Source organism: Synechocystis sp. PCC 6714 (genome assembly GCF_000478825.2).
Lineage (GTDB): Bacteria > Cyanobacteriota > Cyanobacteriia > Cyanobacteriales > Microcystaceae > Synechocystis.
The window spans coordinates 786184-804690 of sequence record NZ_CP007542.1; the positions used below are offsets into that span (position 1 = coordinate 786184).

Consider the following 18507-nt stretch of genomic DNA (forward strand, 5'->3'; position numbering starts at 1 on the left):
GAGCGATATTTTGATAATAATCATTAGTAAACTACTTGTGGATATGATTGATGAATCATAGCAAAAAGATTACAGAAATCTATCAGGACTTGGTATTGCTAAGTCGATCTAAATCTAGTCTAAGAGATGATTTTTCTACACTCTCGACATTATTTTATCAATTTATTAAAGCTTTTGCAAAGTCAAAAAATATAGTTTTTAAGAATTTTTATGCACAATTTAGATATTGTGTTGGTAAAATAAATCTAGATGAGCAAGATATAAGCAATTTTGAGGCTTTTCGTAAATTTATCCGTAGAGGTTTTTCGGAAAAGGTAAATAAAGTTGCAATTGAACAGGGGATTTTGTTACTCCAGAAACTGTGTCTGCAAACAGTTCAAAGTTCTAATTTAATAGAGTTTACTTTTGACAATAACAAGTATAACAATCAATATTTTACCGCGCTTTTTCAGACAAGGCGATCGCCGTCTACCAAGTACCTAAAGCTTTTATATACAGGGCATCATAGGAGTCAATCAAAGCGGGCATTTCGTATTTATGGTTTTGATTTAGAAAACTTACAAACTAATATTACGATAGATTGTGATTGGTTTAATACTCCCCATTTATTTTATCTGACTGATTTATTAAAAACTGATTCTTTGATCGCTTGCCATAATTTGATTTCAACAAATGAAAACAGATATAAAGCCAACTCTCAATCATTGATAGTAATAGAGCCGGATTTTCTGGTGGATGCCAGTGCTATCAGTGAGTGTTTTGGCAACAAAAATACAAGCAGTAATATTTTTTGGTTGACTAGACTAGTAGGAGAATTAGCTGGTAGTGCAGCTTTTAAGGGAACTATTGTGGGTTATTACCTAGATGAATTAGTCAGAAATAAGCAAATTAACATTGCTCAGATTTTTACAGATTACAAAAAATCAGACGCTCTGAGATCCGCTTACCTTGGGGAGCAGGAAATGACAAATATCCAAACATCAATCTCCCAAGAACATATGCCCAACATCAGTCAATTGGTAGAAAGGCTACAGGAAGAAAACTTGAGAATATGGATTGAACCCACATTTTTTTCACAACATTATGGCTTACAAGGAAGATTAGATTTATTAACTATTAACTCAAATGGATTTAAAGATATTATTGAACTAAAAAGTGGTGGTCCTCCCCGTCCAGGTAGAGAATGGAAAAATCATAAAATGCAGGTGGTAGCTTATAACATGATGTTGGAAAGCACCTATGAGAATTATGTCGGTAGCAAAGAGATATTTTATTCCAAATCAGATCAGCCCCGCAGAAATATTGTTAGCGAATCTCAAGAAAAGAATGAGTTAATTAAAATTAGAAATGAAATTGTTTGCCAAATTTATCAGTTAGCTACGGGGGATTTTAGCAACTTAGATCAGCTTAAAGCTGATGGTGCTGGAGAATTACCAGAATATAATCAACGACGTTTAAAACGTTTTCAACAAAATTACCAGCCAGAAAAGTTGACAACAAACTATTATCAACAGCTACTCTCGTTCATCCTAAGGGAATTAATTAATAGTAAAACATCAGATCATCAGCAAGCAAACTTAGAAGATAAGCATCAAAAATCCATAGGCTTTGCTAGTTTGTGGTTAGATGATTTCAATGTTAAACAGAATAATTATCGCTTAATTTATGATCTTCAACTAACCAAGATTGATAAACAAAAAAGTTATCTTTCATTGGCGTTGACTCAAGCTGATGTGCCCCATTCATTCCGTTCCGGTGACATGGTAATTATTTACCCCAAAATAGATGGGGTGTATGAACCGTTAAAACAACATATTTTTAAAGGTTCGATCAAGGTAATTAATCAAGGGCAAATAATAGTTTCTTTATTCAATAAGCAAAATGATTATTCATTTATTGAGCAATATGCCTTTTGGGCTTTAGAGCCAGATATTTTCGAGCGCAACTACTGGAGTAGTATTGCATGTTTGCTGGAAATATTGTCTTGTTCCATGGAGAGAAAACAAATACTTTTAGGATATTTGGAACCAAAAAAGATACCAATAGATTATCAGGTAAATACTTACTTAACTAATGATCAAAATCAAATTATTTGCGAAGCTCTACAAGCTCAGCATTATTACTTACTCCAGGGACCACCAGGTACAGGAAAAACTAGTATCTTTTTGGTTAATTATGTAACAGAACTACTCAAATCAAATAAAAAAAACATTTTTATCCTTGCTTTTACCAATAAGGCAGTGGAACAAATTTGTAAAGCTCTTAAGTTCCCACGGTATGGAGAGCCAATAGATTACCTGCGTTTAGGCAACAAAACTGTAGTTGATGAAAATTTGCTGGCTGAAAAATTAACTGGGGATAATGCGGATCTTTGGCGCAAGTGCTTACAAGAAAATCAAGTATTTGTCACCACCGTTTCTACCTTTAAAGATAAGTATTTATTACTCAGGGAGTTTGTTGGTGAATTTGATCAGCTAATCATTGATGAGGCTTCCCAATTAACGGAGGCGGATGTGGCTGGAATCGTGGTTTTATTCAACAAGTTTGTCTTGATTGGTGATCAAAAGCAATTGCCGGCAGTAATTACTCAGAATGAAGAAGAATGTCGGGTTGAAGTGGAGCCATTCCGCCGCTATGCCATTAACATTACTGATTGGAAAATGTCCTTGTTTGAAAGATTAATTACCAATGCTAAAAATAAGGGTTGGAGTCATTGTTATGGGCAACTAACTGAGCATTATCGTATGCACAGAAATATTGCTTCATTGATAGCCCCTCATTACGATCGCCCGTTGATGGAACAGAGAGAGGAACAGAGAAAAATTGAGCTAGGTTACGAAAATAATGATAATTACTTGTTAAGGGAATTGAGTAAGAGCAGAACTATTTTTATTGAGACTCCGTCGGAAACTGGTATTCAGCGAAAGAATACTAATGAGGCTATCATTGCGGCTAGAATAGTCAAAACTTACTGGGAGAATAAACTTTTGCCAATGGCAGAAATTGGCATTATTGCTCCTTTTCGGGCCCAGGTAGCGGAAATTAATCAACAGTTGGAAAAAACTTTTGCCGGTGCTGACTTTTTAATGGATTCCATCGTTGTTGATACAGTGGAAAGATTCCAGGGAGATGAGCGAGAATTAATTATTTTTTCTACTACCATTTCTTGGTCTAAGCAAGTTAAAAATATCCAAAGCATCGCTGACTACGATCGCCAAAGTACGGACCGGAAATTGCTGGTCAGTATTTCCAGAGCAAAAAATAAGCTGATTATTTTGGGCAATTCATCCCAGTTACAGTTTGCCTTGGCCTATAGGGAATTAATTCAACGCATTGAACAAGACAATGGATTAATCAACTTAGAAATAGGACAAAAAATAGTAGATTCCTGTGGCGAGAGGTTATGGAGAATGGGCTGAGGTTCCTGGCCCGGCTGTCTCGATTAAGTTTTGCGACTATTTCGCCCTATCCGTCCATAAAAGGTTCCCAAACTTGCTATAAGAGGATCTAGAGTCCAGTCCAGTGGCGATTGGCATTGATGTTCTTGATCGAGGAGACGGTGGATGACCCCATTGGAATTGAGTTACCCCTTAATTGGATTGGTTTTGGCCCTAGGCAGTGGCATATATGTCTGGAATAGTCGTCGTGCCCTAGAAAAAAAACTCGCCCAATCCCAACCCTCCGAGGAGTCATTAACTTCAATCCCTGCTCCTCAAACTCCGGCGATCGCCAAGGAAGTTGTCCCCAACGATGGTGGGGAGTCACCGGAGGAAATTATCCATGCCAAGGGGAAATTACGCCGCTTGGAGAAAGAATTGCAATCCCTCCAGAGCAGTTTAGAGAAAGCTTTGGCTGAGCGGGATCAATTGACAGAAAACTACCAAGCCCAGGAAAAAATGGTGGCCGCCCTGCAACATCAGTTGGCCCACTATGACGACATCCAAAGCGAAAAATTTGTCGGCTTGCAAAAGCTCAATCAAGAATTGCTCCAGGAAAATACCAACTTGTCCGATCGCCTCAAACAGGCGGTGAATGAAGTGGCGGAAACCCGGCCCAAGTTAGTTCATTTGAATTCATTGATTGCCCGTAATCAACAGTTGAGTGACCAACTCGGCTACGTAGAACAAAATCAAGCCAAGGCGATCGACCAACGTTTGGCTTCCCAGGAAAAACTCTGGCAACAACAACGCCGGGAAGAGCAGGAAAGCTTGAAGAATCAGCTTGTCCAAGCAGAGCAAAAGGTACAAACATTAACCACGGAGCGGGATCAAGCCCAGCAAGAATCACACACTTTAAAAGAAAAAACCCAGTCAGTCCAGGCAGAGGTGACAAATTTACAAACCGCCCTCGATCGCCTAGTGCAACAGGAAGAACAGTGGCAAGGGGAACGGGAGCAACTCACCGCTAAACTAAACCAACTGGAGGAAGCGCAAAAAGAATTGGCCCTAGCCAACGCCGAATTAAAACTGAAGCTGGAAACAACCCAGGCCGAAGGCGATCGCCTCAAAGCGGAAAAAAAAGAACAGTCCACAGCCCTACAATCCGCTGAGGAAGAAGTAACTCAACTGCAAAAGGAATTGGCGGCCCTACAGGAAACCCTAGCTAAGGCTAAAACCGCTTCTCCCTCTGAAGTTCCAACTAAACTTAAAGCCGTTGAAACTAAGCCGCCGCAGGAAACCCCCCCCGTGTCTGCTGCCCCCGCCCCGGCGACCGTTGAAGCTCAACCGGAATCGCCCAAATCTGCTACCGCAGAAAAAGTTGAACCGGAATCAGCCCCAGTCGAACCAGTTGCCCAGGCCGCCAAAGCACCTGCATCTCCAGCGAAAAAATCTCCCCCTAAGGCTGTTGCGCCTGTTGATGTTGCACCCGTTCCAGATGAGACAAAACAGAAAGTTCAAGGGGGGGAGCAAACCGAGCCGTCTGAGGAAATTAAAAATGTTGTCCCAGTGGCATCTAGCGAACCCGTTACCTCCAAGGTAGAAAGGGCAGAAATAGCCGCTGACGCTGTCACCAAGTCGGTAGCAACCACCCCCAGTGAGCAGGAGGGCGTCCATCCCCTAGCGGAGAAAAAAATCGTTATCCTTGGCACCCTCAACGCCATGAACCGGGAAGAGGCCAAAACTAGGCTCCAGAACATCGGCGCAGAATGTACCAGTGCCCCCAGCAGTAAAACCGATTACATTGTGGTGGGTAAAGCTCCAGGGGCAAAACTGAAAAAAGCTCAGAAGCTTGGCATTGCCCAATTGTCAGAAGCACAATTCTTGGAATTGTTGGGCGACTAGGGCGAAATCCATAGGTGGAGTTAGACTACCCACTAAATTTCCAAAACATGGTCGATTAAACCTACTACCTCCCATGGTTGTTCCGATGGATCCTTGGTAAGCATGGGGAGATGTAACAAAAAATCTCAGACCACAAACCAAATGATGGCTAAACCCAATAGGGTCAATACCATCATCAAATGGTTCATCCAGTCATCAAAGTTCCAATCTTTAAACATAATGGTTTTGGTGGGGAAAGGCCACAGGGCTTTATTCTCTCCAACTATACGGCGATTATTCGGTTTCCGCGCACATTTCCATGGAAAACTCTGTCCCCATAATTCCCCCTGAAACTATTGTTGATAGTTGCCAACGTTTAGGCCTTGGGCGCATTCAAAGGCATCTGTTTCTCTGTTGTGACCAAACCAAATCAAAATGCTGTAGCAAAGAAGATGGCTTAGCCACCTGGGATTATCTGAAAAAACGTTTGCCGGAGTTGGGGCTTGATTGCACCCAGGCCAGTCGGGAGGGGAACATTTTCCGCACTAAGGCTAACTGCTTGCGGGTTTGTCAGCAGGGGCCTATTTTACTGGTGTATCCAGAGGGCATTTGGTATCGTAACGTCACCCCCACAGTAATGGAAAAAATTCTCCAAGAGCATATTTTGCGGAACCATCCGGTGGAGGAGTATCGCTTTTTTACCCATGCTCTTCCCCCTTTATAAGTTATCAAAATGGCTATAAAAACGAGACGGTTCTAACCAGCGTAAAATTTCTTTTTGTAACCGTCTTAAATCCTGGGAAAACGAGTTTTTCAACCATTGCCCCACCGCATCTAAGGGGGAAAATTCCTGGCCTGTTTCCCATTGAATATCTTGACCCAAGGGAGTCAGGTGATTGCCGGGGAGAGGACAGTAGGCCACCAGGTCAGCGGTGTTTTGATTTAAGATTGGCCTTAAGCCTAGGGTTTGATCAATGTCATCGTTGGAAAATTTGATTAATAAATTACGGCGCACCCGATAATTTTCGGCAATTAAAAGGTTAGTTTCCTCCGGCGATGGGGTGAATTCAAAATTTAAATCCACCTGGAGATTGAACTGGCTGAGTTGTTTTTGCACTCCCATCAGTAGCTTGTCCAGTTGTAGTTGGGCTAGTTGTTCCCCAAAGGGAATGGCCTGTTTAACTGGATAATTGTTAAAGGCAATGAGGATATTGCCGTCCCGCTCCACTTCGTACAGGCTGCCAATGAGCAAATGCAACTTGCAACCGAGGCTGTGGCCCAAACCGTACACCGGCAATAGGCCATTGGTAATTTCTCCCTGTTTTTGCAGTCGTTCCAGGATAATTTCAAATCGATTCAACACACTGCGGGCGATCGCCCGATGGTCGAAGGTATTGAGAAAAGGGGTGGCCACCACCACATAGCCAGCTTTGCCTAGTTCCGTTAGCAGCCAACGATAGGCCACATTGGGAGCAGTACCCACAAAGGCTCCCCCGAGAAAATGCACCACGGCGATCGGTTGGGGCGGCACCAGAACCCAACTACCGGAAATTTCACGCCATTCCATCGAAGTCCATTACCTCTGTGAGAAACTTACCCATGCAATAACCACCGCTATTTTAACGATCTTTCCTCCTTTGGTCGGCGCTGTAACTGGCTTGGCAAAATTCCCCCCAACGGCTACCTTGGTTAGGATTGACCGGTAGATTGTGCTGTGAGGAAAATTTGTCATGGAATTTACTACAAAAAAAGGGGGTTCCCTGCCAACAAACTTACGGGTTCTCCTCCCCTGGTTACAAGTGATTGGCAAATCCGGTTTTTTGGCTTTAATTATTTCCCTGGCTTGGACTTTATCCGCCCAGGCGATGGAATTACGGGTTGCTATCAGTAAGGGCGTTAGTAATGTCAGAGTGGGCAGTTCCACCCCAGCCCTAGTCAAAAATGCTGGTGGGGCTACCATTGGCCGCTTAGATTCCCTGGTGCCCGCCAGTGCCACTGCCTCCGGTCGCAACATTAACCTCGGTGGCATGCAGGCTTCCCAAATTACCATTGAACCCAGCGGCGATGGCCGTGTTTGGATCGGCGATCGTTGGTATCGGGGTAAAGTGCGTTTAATCCGCCAGGGCAATGGGGTAAGCGCTGTTAACTTGGTGGATATTGAAGAGTATTTATACAGTGTGGTGGGTTCGGAAGCCATTCCATCCTGGCCCCTGGAAGCTTTAAAAGCCCAGGCCGTGGCCGCCCGCACCTATGCCATTTACCAAACCAGCAAAGATAGTAATCGTTATTATGACCTGGACACCACCACCGCCACCCAGGTTTATAAAGGGATGAATAATGAATATGTCAGCACGGTGGAGGCCGTAGAAGCCACAGCGGGCCAGGTGATGACCTACAACGGCAAGGTGATTTTGGCTGCGTTCCATGCCGCCTCTGGGGGCCATACGGAAAATGTTGAGGATGTGTGGATGTCGCCTTTGCCCTATCTACGGGGGGTGGTGGACTATGACCAAGGTTCACCGGTGTTTAGCTGGAACCAAACCTTCAGCAACCGTGATTTGAGCCGACATATTGGCGGCATCGGCACTGTTACCGGTTTAACCCCCCTAAAAGTTACCCCCAGGGGTCGCGTTGCTTCCATCCAAGTCAATGGCACTGGGGGGCGAAAAACTCTGACTGGTAATGCCATCCGTCAAGCATTGAAGCTCCGCAGTACTCTGTTCACCGTGTCAAAAAACGGTGATAATTTCACTGTTACAGGCCGTGGTTCTGGCCATGGCATTGGCCTAAGTCAGTGGGGAGCCTACGGTCTAGCCCAAAAAGGTACTCCCTACCAACAAATTTTGTCCCATTATTACCAGTCCGCTAGTTTGACCCAATTAAATCGCTAGGACTGTCCTGCCATGGCTTTAGATTTTTCGGCCCATCCCGGAGTGGCTCTCTCGGCGATCGCCTATCCTGACCGAGTAGTTGCATCGCCGGAATCTAGTCATTTGTTGGTCATGCTCCACGGTTGGGGGGCCGATGCCAGGGATTTGCTAGATTTAGCCCCTTTATTGGATTTACCTAATCATCAATGGCGGTTTGTTAATGCGCCTTTCGCCCATCCCCAAATTTCCGGAGGGCGGGCTTGGTACGATCTAGAAAGTCAGAATTTCGGAGGATTACCCCAAGCACGACAGGCTTTACGGCATTATTTATTAAATTTGGCAGAGGAAACGGGCATTCCTTTGGCCAGGACCATATTAGGCGGTTTTTCCCAGGGGGGAGCCATGGCCCTGGATGTGGGTCTCACATTGCCCCTGGCTAAGATTTTTTCCCTCAGTGGTTACCTCCATTTTCAGCCGGAATCTCAACCCCAGGCGATCGCCCCTATTTTGTTGATCCATGGCACGGAAGACCCGGTAGTCCCAGTGCAAATGGCCCAGCAAGCCAAGGTTGAACTAGAACGCATTGGGGCCTCCGTGGAATACCATGAGTTCCCTATGGGCCATGCCATTCCTCCCATGGCGTTGGCTCGGTTGAGGTCTTTTTTAAGTTGAAGCGTGTTGCCTATCACCTACAGTCCCGCTTATACCCTGGTTCCCACCTACGAATGCTTTAATCGTTGTAGTTACTGTAATTTTCGCCAGGATCCAGGGCAGGATAAATGGTTAACGGAAAGTGTTGCTAAACAGCGATTGGAAGGTTTGGCAGAGCAGGGGGTAAGGGAGATTTTAATTCTGGCCGGAGAAGTGCATCCCCAATCATCCCTTAGAAAAGCTTGGTTTGAACTTCTTTACAATCTGGCTAAAATCGCTCTTGATTTGGGCTTTTATCCCCACACCAATGCGGGACCCTTAAATCGGCAAGAAATGGCTAGTTTAAAGGAAGTGAATTTTTCCCTGGGATTAATGCTGGAACAGGTATCTCCCCGGTTATTCACCACGGTTCATCGCCATGCCCCCAGCAAAGAGCCCCAACTCAGGCTAAAACAGTTACAGCTAGCAGGGGAATTGGCCATTCCTTTCACCACTGGCTTGCTATTGGGCATTGGGGAAACTGATCAGGAGGTGGAAGATAGCTTAATGGCGATCGCCAACATCCAGCAACAATACGGTCATATTCAGGAAGTAATTTTGCAACCCCACAGCCCCGGGAAAAAACAAACGGATGACATTCCAATCTATAGCCCTCAAAAACTGGTGCAAGTTGTTGCCCTAGCGAAGGAAATATTACCCCAAGGCATTACCTTACAAATACCGCCTAATTTAGTGGGCAATTTTTCTGATTTACTAGCATGTTTAGCTGCCGGTGTGAGAGACTTGGGGGGCATTGTTCCCATCGATGAAGTAAATCCAAATTATCATCACCAATCGGTCAATCAACTGAGTCAATTGCTAGAAGAAAATGGTTATTTACTACAACCGAGGCTTCCCGTCTATCCAACCTATTTTACTTGGCTAATTCCCCCTTTACAGGATCGTTTGGCCGATTATACAATGGGTAATTTATTAAGTTACCCCATTGGTGGAATCCCGGAGTTTAGTTAGTAAGCTTAATGATTTTCAAAATAAACAGCAGGCTTCGTACCACAATAGTCACAATTGGATGACATGAGCCGGTCAAATATAATTGTGGTCTCAAAATTTGGTTGTGAAATAAATTTTGGCTTCATTTTAAGGGCAATTCTTTGCCCAGAGTTTCCGATAATATAGTCTCTACGAACCAAACTATCCTCTTCCTCAACTAGCAAAATTACGTTTTTAGCATCAACGATTCTCTCTGGTTCCCAAGGTAGATAAAAGTATAAGCCTAAGTTGTTTTGAGATAAAATAAATTGGTTATTTTTCAATATATGTTCTTGCCAATAATCAGGAAAATTTGCCTCAGAATATAACCTGTAAATCTTCGGAGAAAATTGCCAATCCGAGGGAAAAAGATAAATTGACTCTAGTACTAAAGGTAGACTCCAATCGAAGGGATTGATCTGTTTACCTGTTGCTAAGCTCGGAGCTTGTACTAAAATCACTGTATTTTCTTGTAAGTCAGATGACAAAGTAATGACATCTTTTATAAAGGCCTGTTGTAATTGCCAACTCAGACGATATTGATACTGAATATCTAGACAAAAAGTGAACAATAGTCCCAACTGTAGTGATAATAGTGATAACGCTAAGTATCTCTTAAATTTTTCTGTACGTGTGGCAAGCAAAAGTAAAATCCAAAAGCAAGCAAATATAAAAGTTGTGCCCAAAGAAGCAGAAAAATGTACTCTCGATGCGCGGCCGTCAATTACTGTTACCGATAGCAATAGAGCTGAAGGATATGCCAGAAATGTCATCAGCAATCCCACCATTAGCCAGCGCCTCCAAAATGTTAGAACACAAGTATTATCTTGTCTCCAAGTTAAATTGAACAAGTTTATTAAGATCACAAAAAATAGTATTGAGCTAATAACTAAAGCCGGCCAATAATGACCAAGGAGTTGATTTAAAACCTGTATGGGGCGCAGAACAAATGAGCCGAGAGAAACCAAGGGACCTAATGCCACTTGTTGAGTGATTTTCTTGAGTGCAATAATACCTCCCATTTCACTAACCCTTGATTCCCCTGCTAACCGACGAATTAAGAGATAAATAATAGCGATGACAAAAACAGCTATGTAATGGACTATTTTCTGGCGTCGGCTACTGTGTTGAGGACGAAATAGCGGTGCACTAAAAAAAATCAGGAATAGACTTTCATAATTTAACAAAGATAAAATTGCGAATAGATAACTTGTTCCTTTTAAACCAAAATTTAATATTTCTGAGCTAGAAATGGTAATATACAAATGGAGTGCTAATAATATGCATAATAAGGCTGTTTGAAGACCAAAAAGATGCTGAAGTAAACTAAAAGTAGTGTCCGCTGGGTAGAGACAAAAAAACAAGCTTGCTATCAGCGCACCATAGGTACTGTGGGTCACTCGACGCACAAAAGAAAACCATAGACAAGCATTAAGACTAATGAGAATAAAACCAATTACATATAATGCTTGAATACCTCCTAATTTAGCCCCCCAGAAGGGAATAAAAGTTAGAAAGGCCATGTGAAGGGGCCTACCCTGCCAAAAAGTTTGCAGTGCAGAAGTGAGGCGCCACCAATTTTGCTCTAGGCTATTGTTAATGGCAGTACTAGTAAAAGCCCAGTCATCTTCATAAAGACCAAAATCTTTGACTAATAAAAAACGAGCAAACCAAGTAACAACTATTAAAAGCAAATAAATCCAAATATTCTTCGAAAATGAAAGCAAAAAAGATAATAGAAACTGTCTTTGATTTGCGGTGATATGACGCATATTATTAAATATAAATTATTGAGTTTATTTAACTGCCACATAGTTATGGGAAACTGCTAAAAGTTCCTTTTTTGTAAAGCCCTTACTTATTAGCTCAATTAAAACATCTGGAGTCAGTAATGTTTCTCCGTCTTGCCAAAGTTCATTACGAATCAGTTTGTTAACCGGTAACTGGCTAGCCCCATTGATATAACAACTAGCCGGTAAGCGATTAAAATAATCAGAGGATAAGAAATTGACTAGATTTTCTGCATAGGAAACTAAATCACCATCAACCAAAGGCACTGATAATAGCTGTTCTTGTTGCAGAATATCTATCCAATCCTGAAGGTCAACAGCAGTTTTATTGGCGTAGATATAATTTTTTATTTCAGTGGGAGAAAGACGGAGATGAATCCAAGGAAATTCACTAAATAGCCCTAAATATTTGAGATGATGTCCTTCTGCTGAATTCCATAGAGGGGCCGCTACCGTATAAATCAAGCCACCGGACTTAGTGACCCTGTAAATTTCTCTAAAGGCCGATAATAAATCGTGAATGTGTTCCAATGTTGCTACGGAAAAGACCAGATCGTAGCAATCTGACTGCCGTTCCATTGCCTCAGCGGACTCCCTAAAATAAGTCACCTTAGGATGGGAGAAATCTCTTCCCAAATCTCGGCACACATCTACCCCATGGACCCAACCAAAATCAGTGAATTCAGCGCAGTCTAAACCCTTGCCACATCCTACTATCAGTACACCACGCTGGCTAATTTTCTGCCATGGTAATTGCTGTAGGCAGTCTTTAGCAAAATAGTTAACGTAACCCATAGCTTATGGTCATGGTTTTGCCAGTCATGTCAGCATATCCAGGAACAATTTATACCGCAAAATAAGTGGCAGGCATAATTGCATTGCACCATTTTAAAGCTTGATTAAAGATTTCGTAATCCTGGAAGAAGAAAACATTGCCCCAGGAATTTTCCAAAGAATAGTCTGAGTTGCAATAAAAACTGATCTCATGTTGACCCCAAATGCGATAAATGACGATATGCCAGCGATAGTCCCTTTGGCGCATAGCTGGTACTAGGTCTTTTAGGTAATTCATTGCCCCCGTTTGTCCAAAGGGGAAAGTGGGATCCCAAAACTCCGCCAACACCACTGGGTAACGGAAATTTCCCATACCCTTGATAACTTCCAGGTCAAAACCCTCTGCGTCAATTTTGACTAAACCAATGTCATCAGGTAGAATCCCAGCTTCATGCAGACTAGCTAAGGTTTTGACTTCCACCGCAATACTATCCTGAAAGGCTAAGCCTTCAGTGAGGGAATGGCGAGTCAAACTGCTGTAAAAACTGGCATCATCAAATATTTTCTCTTCTGTTTGATCCACGACTAAATGTAAATCCCTAGTCTCATTGGCAGATCCTAGGGCATAGCCGAGGGCATGGAAATTGTTATTTTGTCCTAATCTTTCCTGTAACTGGGCTAATACTGGTGGAAAAGGTTCAAAGGCATAAACTTCGTAGCCTGTTTGCAACAATCTAGCGGAGACATCACCCCGATTAGCTCCTACATCGATCGCCCGTTGGTGGGGTAGATAGGAGTAGAGATAGACCATCAACTCAATGTCGATCGCCTGGAAATAGCTGGGGTCGGTGACTACTTTAAATTTTTGATCATGGACATCGGCGGCAATTTGGGCTAGGGTTTCCCGCAGAAACACACTTTGTTGCTGAGTCCCTTCCTGTAAAGCTAAAAATTTATCAATTAGAATTTCTTGGTGGTGCTGTAGGTTGCTGAGGACAGGCTGAAACTCCTGGTGTAATAGTTGATATCTCTGCTGGGATTCATCCCTAATATTTTTAAATTCTTGGTGTATGTAACCGTTGCTTCTCTCTGATTCTTCCCTGATTCGTTGAAATTCTTGGTGGATGGCATTAATCATTTGTTCGATAATAATTTGCCGTTGTTGCCCACTTTCAATCAAGTATTGGATAGTTTTAACCGTATCTAGGGCGGATTTAATTAGAAAGACTTGATTTTCCAAAATTCGATCAATATTTCTATTTTTCTCCTCTAGGTCTAATCTTATTTCTTCTTGGTTTTGTTGGGTCGTTATTTTAACTTGGTCAACGGTTTCTTGAAGATTATCTAATTTTTGCAGAAACAGATCTTTTAATATTTTGACTTTTTGGACAAGACGATTATTTTTTAATAACTGTTTGATCATTATGCTTGGAAGAGAAGGGAACTTGATTAAGATGCGGCAAAAAATAAAGCTAAATTTTACGGCTAGTTTCGGGTACTAACAAATCCTGACGGATGAATACCACTTCTTTCTGCAATAGGGTACCATCAATGGGCGATCGCCATTCGCCGGTTTCGTCGTAATAACGGAAACCCAATTGATCCAAGAGGTTGAGCATCTCCAAAAAAACCAGGGCATTTTCGTCGTAGCGGACATAGGAAAGTTCTGCTATCACTAAATCCACCTGATCGAGGAAACTTTTTGCCCCGGCGAGGACAATGTGTTCAGCACATTGCACATCTAGTTTAAGGATGCCCCGGCCCTGTAGATTTTCTTCTTCCGCTACCTGGTCTAGGGTTTTAACTTCCACTGTCACCGTTTCATAGTCCCGAAAGTCTGCTGGAGTGAGCAGAGAACTGCCATAGAGATCCGGAGAAACCTGGAAACTAAGTTGACCCGATTGATCGGAAACAGCAATTTCGAGGAATTTAGCTTGGGGAATATTTTTCAGATAATAATTGCGGGCGTTTTGCTCATAACGGTTAATCAAAGGATCAATCAAAACAAACCGAGCTTTGGGAAACAGTTGACTAGCAGTGTGGGACCAAATGCCATGGGAAGCTCCCACATCCATCACAAAATCAGGATGGTAATCATTGACCTTTAGGCGCCGCATTACTTGGTATACCTGGGCATAATCCTTGTAGATTAGGCTAGGCACTGGGGGTTCAATGAAATGTACCAAATCAATGGGCGATCGCCGAAAGAGAGACTCAAAACGCCCATCGGCGGCCTGCCCCTGGGCCAGGGAATCCCAAATCCAGGTGTCAATATTGTAGTCACCAAATTTTTCTGCTACGGCCACTGCATTTTGCCGCAAAGCCCGTTGACGTTGGGGGTCTAACAGCTCCGCCACGGCAGAGCCAAAACTTTCTGGAGTATAGTCACAAACCACACCGACTTGAAAACGATTGATGAAACTAGCGGCGGAGGTTTTTTCACTCCCCATCAGAATTATCGGTGTATTGGCGGTGGCCAGAGCAAATAGAATTCGTCCCGGTAGACTAAGTTGGGAAAGTTGGGGCTGATCATCCCGTTCATCCATGGTGCCGGTGGGAACCACCACAAAGGGATATTCCTTGAGTTTTTCCACCAATTTATCTTCGGGAAAAAGTCCTTGGGGATAAATACCCTTAGCGTGCAAATCCTCGTCCGATTCTGTGAGCCAATAATATTGAGAATTACCATACCAATCCAATTGAATGCCCGCTTCTTTCGTGCTGTGGCAGAGGTCAGCAAACCACTGTTGGCTCCAGATACTGCCTAGGAGGGCACCCCGCTGTTGTTGGCAATTTTCTTCTAGGGGCTGAAATACTTCCGTTTTAATTAAACCGTGGGGCACCACCGCCGGTAGAATCCAAAACTTTAAGCCAAATTTATTTTCGTAGGCATCCCTTAGTTCGGGGTGGGTGGCAAAACGCACATCGGCTTTTTGTAAAAACTCCTCCATCAAGACGTCGGGAATATTATTGACCCGAATATTTTGGTCGTCCATAATCCAGATGGCCAGGGGCACCCCAAACAATTCTTTAATGGCGATCGCCGTTAACACATCCTCCCTATAATAGGGCACGCAAAAAATCCGACTAACTTCATGGTCAGCGAAAATATGGCCGATATTGGTGAAAACTTCTTTCCGGCTCCAGCCCCGTTGGGGTAGATAGTAGGATTCCAAGCCAAAACTATGCTCTCCGCCATAGTGATTATCAGAGCGAACAGAGATAATTTGGGCATCATTGGGAAACACCCGTTTGATCAAAGCTCCTGTGCCGTGGCGATAGGTAACTTCATTGGGGGTAATGATCACACTGGCATCGGTGATCTTGGCTGGCTTTTGCTGGGCTTCAAAACGGGCATCGGCAGCCTGGCCTTGGGCGAGGGAATCCCAAATCCATTGGGCAATGCCATCGGCGTTGAGGTTTTGGCCTAACCTAAAAGCCCGTTGGCGAATAGTTTGTTGACGTTCTAATAGATAATCAATCTTCCGCTAACTCAGCCTCGCTAAAATTAAGCCAATCCCGGTTAGGATTGCCATACCAGTGGATTTTTACCCCCGTCGCCCGGCATAAAGATCGTAGTTGTTCCAACCATTGTTGACTCCAGACATTGCCAATCATTACCCCTTGGGGACCTTCCGGCGATCGTCGCTCAGGTAAATACGGTTCTGTGGCAATCAAATGACCCTGTACCACCGGAGGCACAAACCAAAACTTGCGCTTAAACTTAGCCTCATAGGCATCACAGAGGGGACGGGAAATACCTAAACAGAGGTCAGCCCGATACAATAATTCGTCCACTAAAGCATCTGACACCCCAGCGGAGTAAATGTTTTGATCGTCCATGATGAAAACACACAATGGACAGTTATACATTCGCTTGAGGGCAATGGAAATTTGATAATCTTCCGGGAAATAAGGTACTGATAAAAGTCTGCGGGGAGCATAATAGTGCAATAGCCACTGCACCTGTTGGGCAATGGTGGTGAAATTATTGCCCTCTACTAAAAAATGGCGATCGCCAAACTCCTGTTGCCCGCCGTAAAGATCATGGGAGCGAATTGTCAATAGCTCGGCGGAATTGGGAAAAAGCCTCTGTAACAAAACCCCCACCCCATGGTCGGCATTAACTTCACAATGGCTGACAACTATGTCTCTTTCCAGAGAATGAATACTACGGCCGAGGGATTGGAGAGCATCGGCCAATTCCTGTTGCAGGGCATAAGAATTCTCAGTTAATTCGACCATAGTGATAATTAAGGACGGTTAAGAATCAGTAAAAGCAATCAATTTCAATTGCCTACCACGGGCTTTGACCCTGGCATCATAGCACACTGGTAAGATTGTCAATAACCGAAAAAAAGCAACAAAAAGCGACTTCCCCTATAGAAGAAATCGCTTTAAAAATAGTTTCTGTAATTTTAAGTTTTGATTGAGTTAGCTCAACAAAGATAGATAACTCGCAAAACTTAAGCTGTGGTTAAAAGCCGTGCAAGCACCTAAGCTTCTTTTCGGGTAGAAAGGTCACCAACCTTAGCAAACACACCAAATTCCACCTGCTCTTCCAAACCAGGATCAACCCCAGCAAATACGTCACGGAACAGAGTCCGGGAACCATGCCAGATGTGGCCAAAGAAGAACAGCAATGCAAACACAGCATGGCCAAAGGTAAACCAACCCCGGGGACTGGTGCGGAATACACCATCCGAGTTGAAGGTTTCAGTGTCGAAGTTGAAGGACTCACCCAATTGGGCTTTCCGGGCAAATTTCTTCACATCACTGGGATTGGTGAAGGTTTGGCCGTCCAGGGAACCACCGTAGAAGCTGACCGTAACACCGGTTTGTTCCACACTGAATTTAGACTCAGAGCGACGGAAGGGAATGTCCGCCCGAACAACGCCATCTTCATCGGTCATGATCACAGGGAAGGTTTCAAAGAAGTTGGGCATACGACGCACTTCCAACACCCGACCATCTTTATCTTTAAAGACGGGATGACCAATCCATTCCTGGGCAATGCCATCACCACTGTTCATGGCACCAGTACGGAACAAACCACCTTTAGCGGGGCTGTTACCAACGTAATCGTAGAACGCCAACTTTTCAGGGATGGTAGACCATGCTTCAGACAAAGAAGCCCCTTCTGCTAACTGGCTATCAACTCGCCGTTGGATTTCTTCTTGGAAATAACCTTTATCCCACTGGTAACGGGTAGGACCAAAAAGTTCAATGGGAGTGGTGGCGTTACCGTACCACATGGTACCGGCCACAACGAAAGCAGCGAAAAATACCGCGGCAATACTACTGGACAATACGGTTTCAATGTTCCCCATGCGGAGAGCTTTATACAAGCGTTCGGGGGGGCGTACCGTGAGGTGGAAAAGACCAGCAATAATACCAACAATACCAGCGGCAATGTGGTGAGCCACTACACCACCGGGGTTGAAGGGGTTAAAACCTGCCGGTCCCCATTCCGGTGCCACTGGTTGTACATGGCCTGTCAGACCATAGGGGTCGGAAACCCACATGCCAGGGCCCCAAACTCCGGTTAGGTGGAAGGCACCAAAGCCAAAGCAAAGCAAACCGGAGAGGAAAAGGTGAATACCAAACATTTTGGGCAAATCCAAAGCGGATTCACCGGTACGGGGGTCGACGAATAATTCCAAGTCCCAGAAAACCCAGTGCCATACGGCGGCCAGGAACAGCAGACCAGAGAGGACGATGTGGGCGGCGGCTACTCCTTCGAAGGACCAGAAACCGGGATCCAAACCAGTTTCTCCGGTGACGCTCCAGCCATTCCAGGAACTGGTGACACCGAGGCGGGCCATGAAGGGCAGAACGAACATGCCTTGCCGCCACATGGGGTTGAGCACAGCATCGCTGGAGTCAAAAATGGCCAACTCATAGAGAGCCATGGACCCAGCCCAGCCGGCCACAAGGGCGGTGTGCATTAAATGGACAGAGATGAGTCGCCCTGGATCATTCAGGACAACTGTATGAACGCGATACCAAGGTAGTCCCATTGACGCTCCTTCTAGTAACGAATAGTGTTTTGGGTCTTAAAAGACGTTTTAATTTTTATTCTGCGTTGGGTAAATAAAACCCTTGTCTATAGGTTGTGTTAACCGAACAAGA

At 44.0% G+C, this 18507-nt stretch carries 13 protein-coding genes; 6 read left to right on the plus strand and 7 right to left on the minus strand.

Annotated features, from left to right (window positions below; translation table 11 throughout):
- The first annotated feature begins 50 nt into the window (after positions 1 to 50).
- From D082_RS03560 to D082_RS03570, 3 genes are all read left to right on the plus strand, one after another.
- Positions 51 to 3419 carry a DEAD/DEAH box helicase gene (locus D082_RS03560; protein WP_028946433.1) on the plus strand — a complete coding sequence of 1123 codons (3369 nt, stop codon included), beginning with the start codon at positions 51 to 53 and terminating at the stop codon, positions 3417 to 3419.
- Positions 3420 to 3563: 144 nt separating this feature from the next.
- The gene (locus D082_RS03565; RefSeq protein ID WP_028946434.1) at positions 3564 to 5282 is read left to right on the plus strand and encodes a BRCT domain-containing protein; all 1719 of its coding nucleotides are present in this window, start codon (positions 3564 to 3566) and stop codon (positions 5280 to 5282) included.
- Positions 5283 to 5580: 298 nt separating this feature from the next.
- Positions 5581 to 5985 carry a ferredoxin gene (locus tag D082_RS03570; RefSeq protein WP_028946435.1) on the plus strand — a complete coding sequence of 135 codons (405 nt, stop codon included), beginning with the start codon at positions 5581 to 5583 and terminating at the stop codon, positions 5983 to 5985.
- Here the strand turns inward: D082_RS03570 and D082_RS03575 are convergent.
- Positions 5980 to 6828: a DUF1350 family protein gene (locus D082_RS03575; RefSeq protein ID WP_028946436.1), complete on the minus strand. Its 849-nt coding sequence runs from the start codon at positions 6826 to 6828 to the stop codon at positions 5980 to 5982. The genes D082_RS03570 and D082_RS03575 overlap by 6 nt on opposite strands.
- Positions 6829 to 6991: 163 nt before the next feature.
- Between D082_RS03575 and D082_RS03580 the strand changes: the two genes are divergently transcribed.
- The 3 genes from D082_RS03580 to cofG are packed head-to-tail and all read left to right on the plus strand — an operon-like array spanning position 6992 to position 9793.
- Positions 6992 to 8152 carry a SpoIID/LytB domain-containing protein gene (locus D082_RS03580; protein WP_028946437.1) on the plus strand — a complete coding sequence of 387 codons (1161 nt, stop codon included), beginning with the start codon at positions 6992 to 6994 and terminating at the stop codon, positions 8150 to 8152.
- Between the two features lie 12 nt (positions 8153 to 8164).
- Entirely contained in the window at positions 8165 to 8803 is a 639-nt protein-coding gene (locus D082_RS03585; protein ID WP_028946438.1) for an alpha/beta hydrolase, read from the plus strand.
- A gap of 3 nt (positions 8804 to 8806) precedes the next feature.
- Complete coding sequence (gene cofG, locus D082_RS03590) at positions 8807 to 9793, plus strand: 7,8-didemethyl-8-hydroxy-5-deazariboflavin synthase subunit CofG (RefSeq protein ID WP_051738666.1); 987 nt, start codon at positions 8807 to 8809, stop codon at positions 9791 to 9793.
- A gap of 5 nt (positions 9794 to 9798) precedes the next feature.
- On the opposite strand, the gene D082_RS03595 is transcribed toward cofG, so the two are convergent.
- From D082_RS03595 to psbB, 6 genes are all read right to left on the minus strand, one after another.
- The gene (locus D082_RS03595; RefSeq protein WP_238546816.1) at positions 9799 to 11583 is read right to left on the minus strand and encodes a hypothetical protein; all 1785 of its coding nucleotides are present in this window, start codon (positions 11581 to 11583) and stop codon (positions 9799 to 9801) included.
- A 24-nt stretch (positions 11584 to 11607) separates the two neighbouring features.
- Positions 11608 to 12396 carry a bifunctional 2-polyprenyl-6-hydroxyphenol methylase/3-demethylubiquinol 3-O-methyltransferase UbiG gene (locus tag D082_RS03600; protein ID WP_028946439.1) on the minus strand — a complete coding sequence of 263 codons (789 nt, stop codon included), beginning with the start codon at positions 12394 to 12396 and terminating at the stop codon, positions 11608 to 11610.
- Between the two features lie 49 nt (positions 12397 to 12445).
- Complete coding sequence (locus D082_RS03605) at positions 12446 to 13798, minus strand: FkbM family methyltransferase (RefSeq protein WP_028946440.1); 1353 nt, start codon at positions 13796 to 13798, stop codon at positions 12446 to 12448.
- Between the two features lie 49 nt (positions 13799 to 13847).
- On the minus strand, positions 13848 to 15683 hold the full coding sequence (locus D082_RS03610) for an FkbM family methyltransferase (RefSeq protein WP_238546817.1): 1836 nt from the start codon (positions 15681 to 15683) through the stop codon (positions 13848 to 13850).
- A gap of 169 nt (positions 15684 to 15852) precedes the next feature.
- Positions 15853 to 16620 (minus strand): hypothetical protein, encoded by a 768-nt coding sequence (locus tag D082_RS18920; protein ID WP_238546818.1) that lies wholly within the window; start codon positions 16618 to 16620, stop codon positions 15853 to 15855.
- 251 nt (positions 16621 to 16871) lie between these two features.
- Entirely contained in the window at positions 16872 to 18395 is a 1524-nt protein-coding gene (psbB, locus tag D082_RS03615; protein ID WP_028946441.1) for a photosystem II chlorophyll-binding protein CP47, read from the minus strand.
- Positions 18396 to 18507: the final 112 nt, after the last annotated feature.

Bases quoted from the DNA above. Each gene is read 5' to 3' on its own strand.
- D082_RS03560 (WP_028946433.1), top strand. From the start codon at position 51: ATGAATCATAGCAAAAAGATTACAGAAATCTATCAGGACTTGGTATTG.
- D082_RS03585 (WP_028946438.1), top strand. From the start codon at position 8,165: ATGGCTTTAGATTTTTCGGCCCATCCCGGAGTGGCTCTCTCGGCGATC.
- D082_RS03570 (WP_028946435.1), top strand. From the start codon at position 5,581: ATGGAAAACTCTGTCCCCATAATTCCCCCTGAAACTATTGTTGATAGT.
- D082_RS03565 (WP_028946434.1), top strand. From the start codon at position 3,564: ATGACCCCATTGGAATTGAGTTACCCCTTAATTGGATTGGTTTTGGCC.
- D082_RS03580 (WP_028946437.1), top strand. From the start codon at position 6,992: ATGGAATTTACTACAAAAAAAGGGGGTTCCCTGCCAACAAACTTACGG.
- D082_RS03605 (WP_028946440.1), bottom strand. From the start codon at position 13,798: ATGATCAAACAGTTATTAAAAAATAATCGTCTTGTCCAAAAAGTCAAA.
- D082_RS03575 (WP_028946436.1), bottom strand. From the start codon at position 6,828: ATGGAATGGCGTGAAATTTCCGGTAGTTGGGTTCTGGTGCCGCCCCAA.
- psbB (WP_028946441.1), bottom strand. From the start codon at position 18,395: ATGGGACTACCTTGGTATCGCGTTCATACAGTTGTCCTGAATGATCCA.
- D082_RS03595 (WP_238546816.1), bottom strand. From the start codon at position 11,583: ATGCGTCATATCACCGCAAATCAAAGACAGTTTCTATTATCTTTTTTG.
- D082_RS18920 (WP_238546818.1), bottom strand. From the start codon at position 16,620: ATGGTCGAATTAACTGAGAATTCTTATGCCCTGCAACAGGAATTGGCC.
- D082_RS03600 (WP_028946439.1), bottom strand. From the start codon at position 12,396: ATGGGTTACGTTAACTATTTTGCTAAAGACTGCCTACAGCAATTACCA.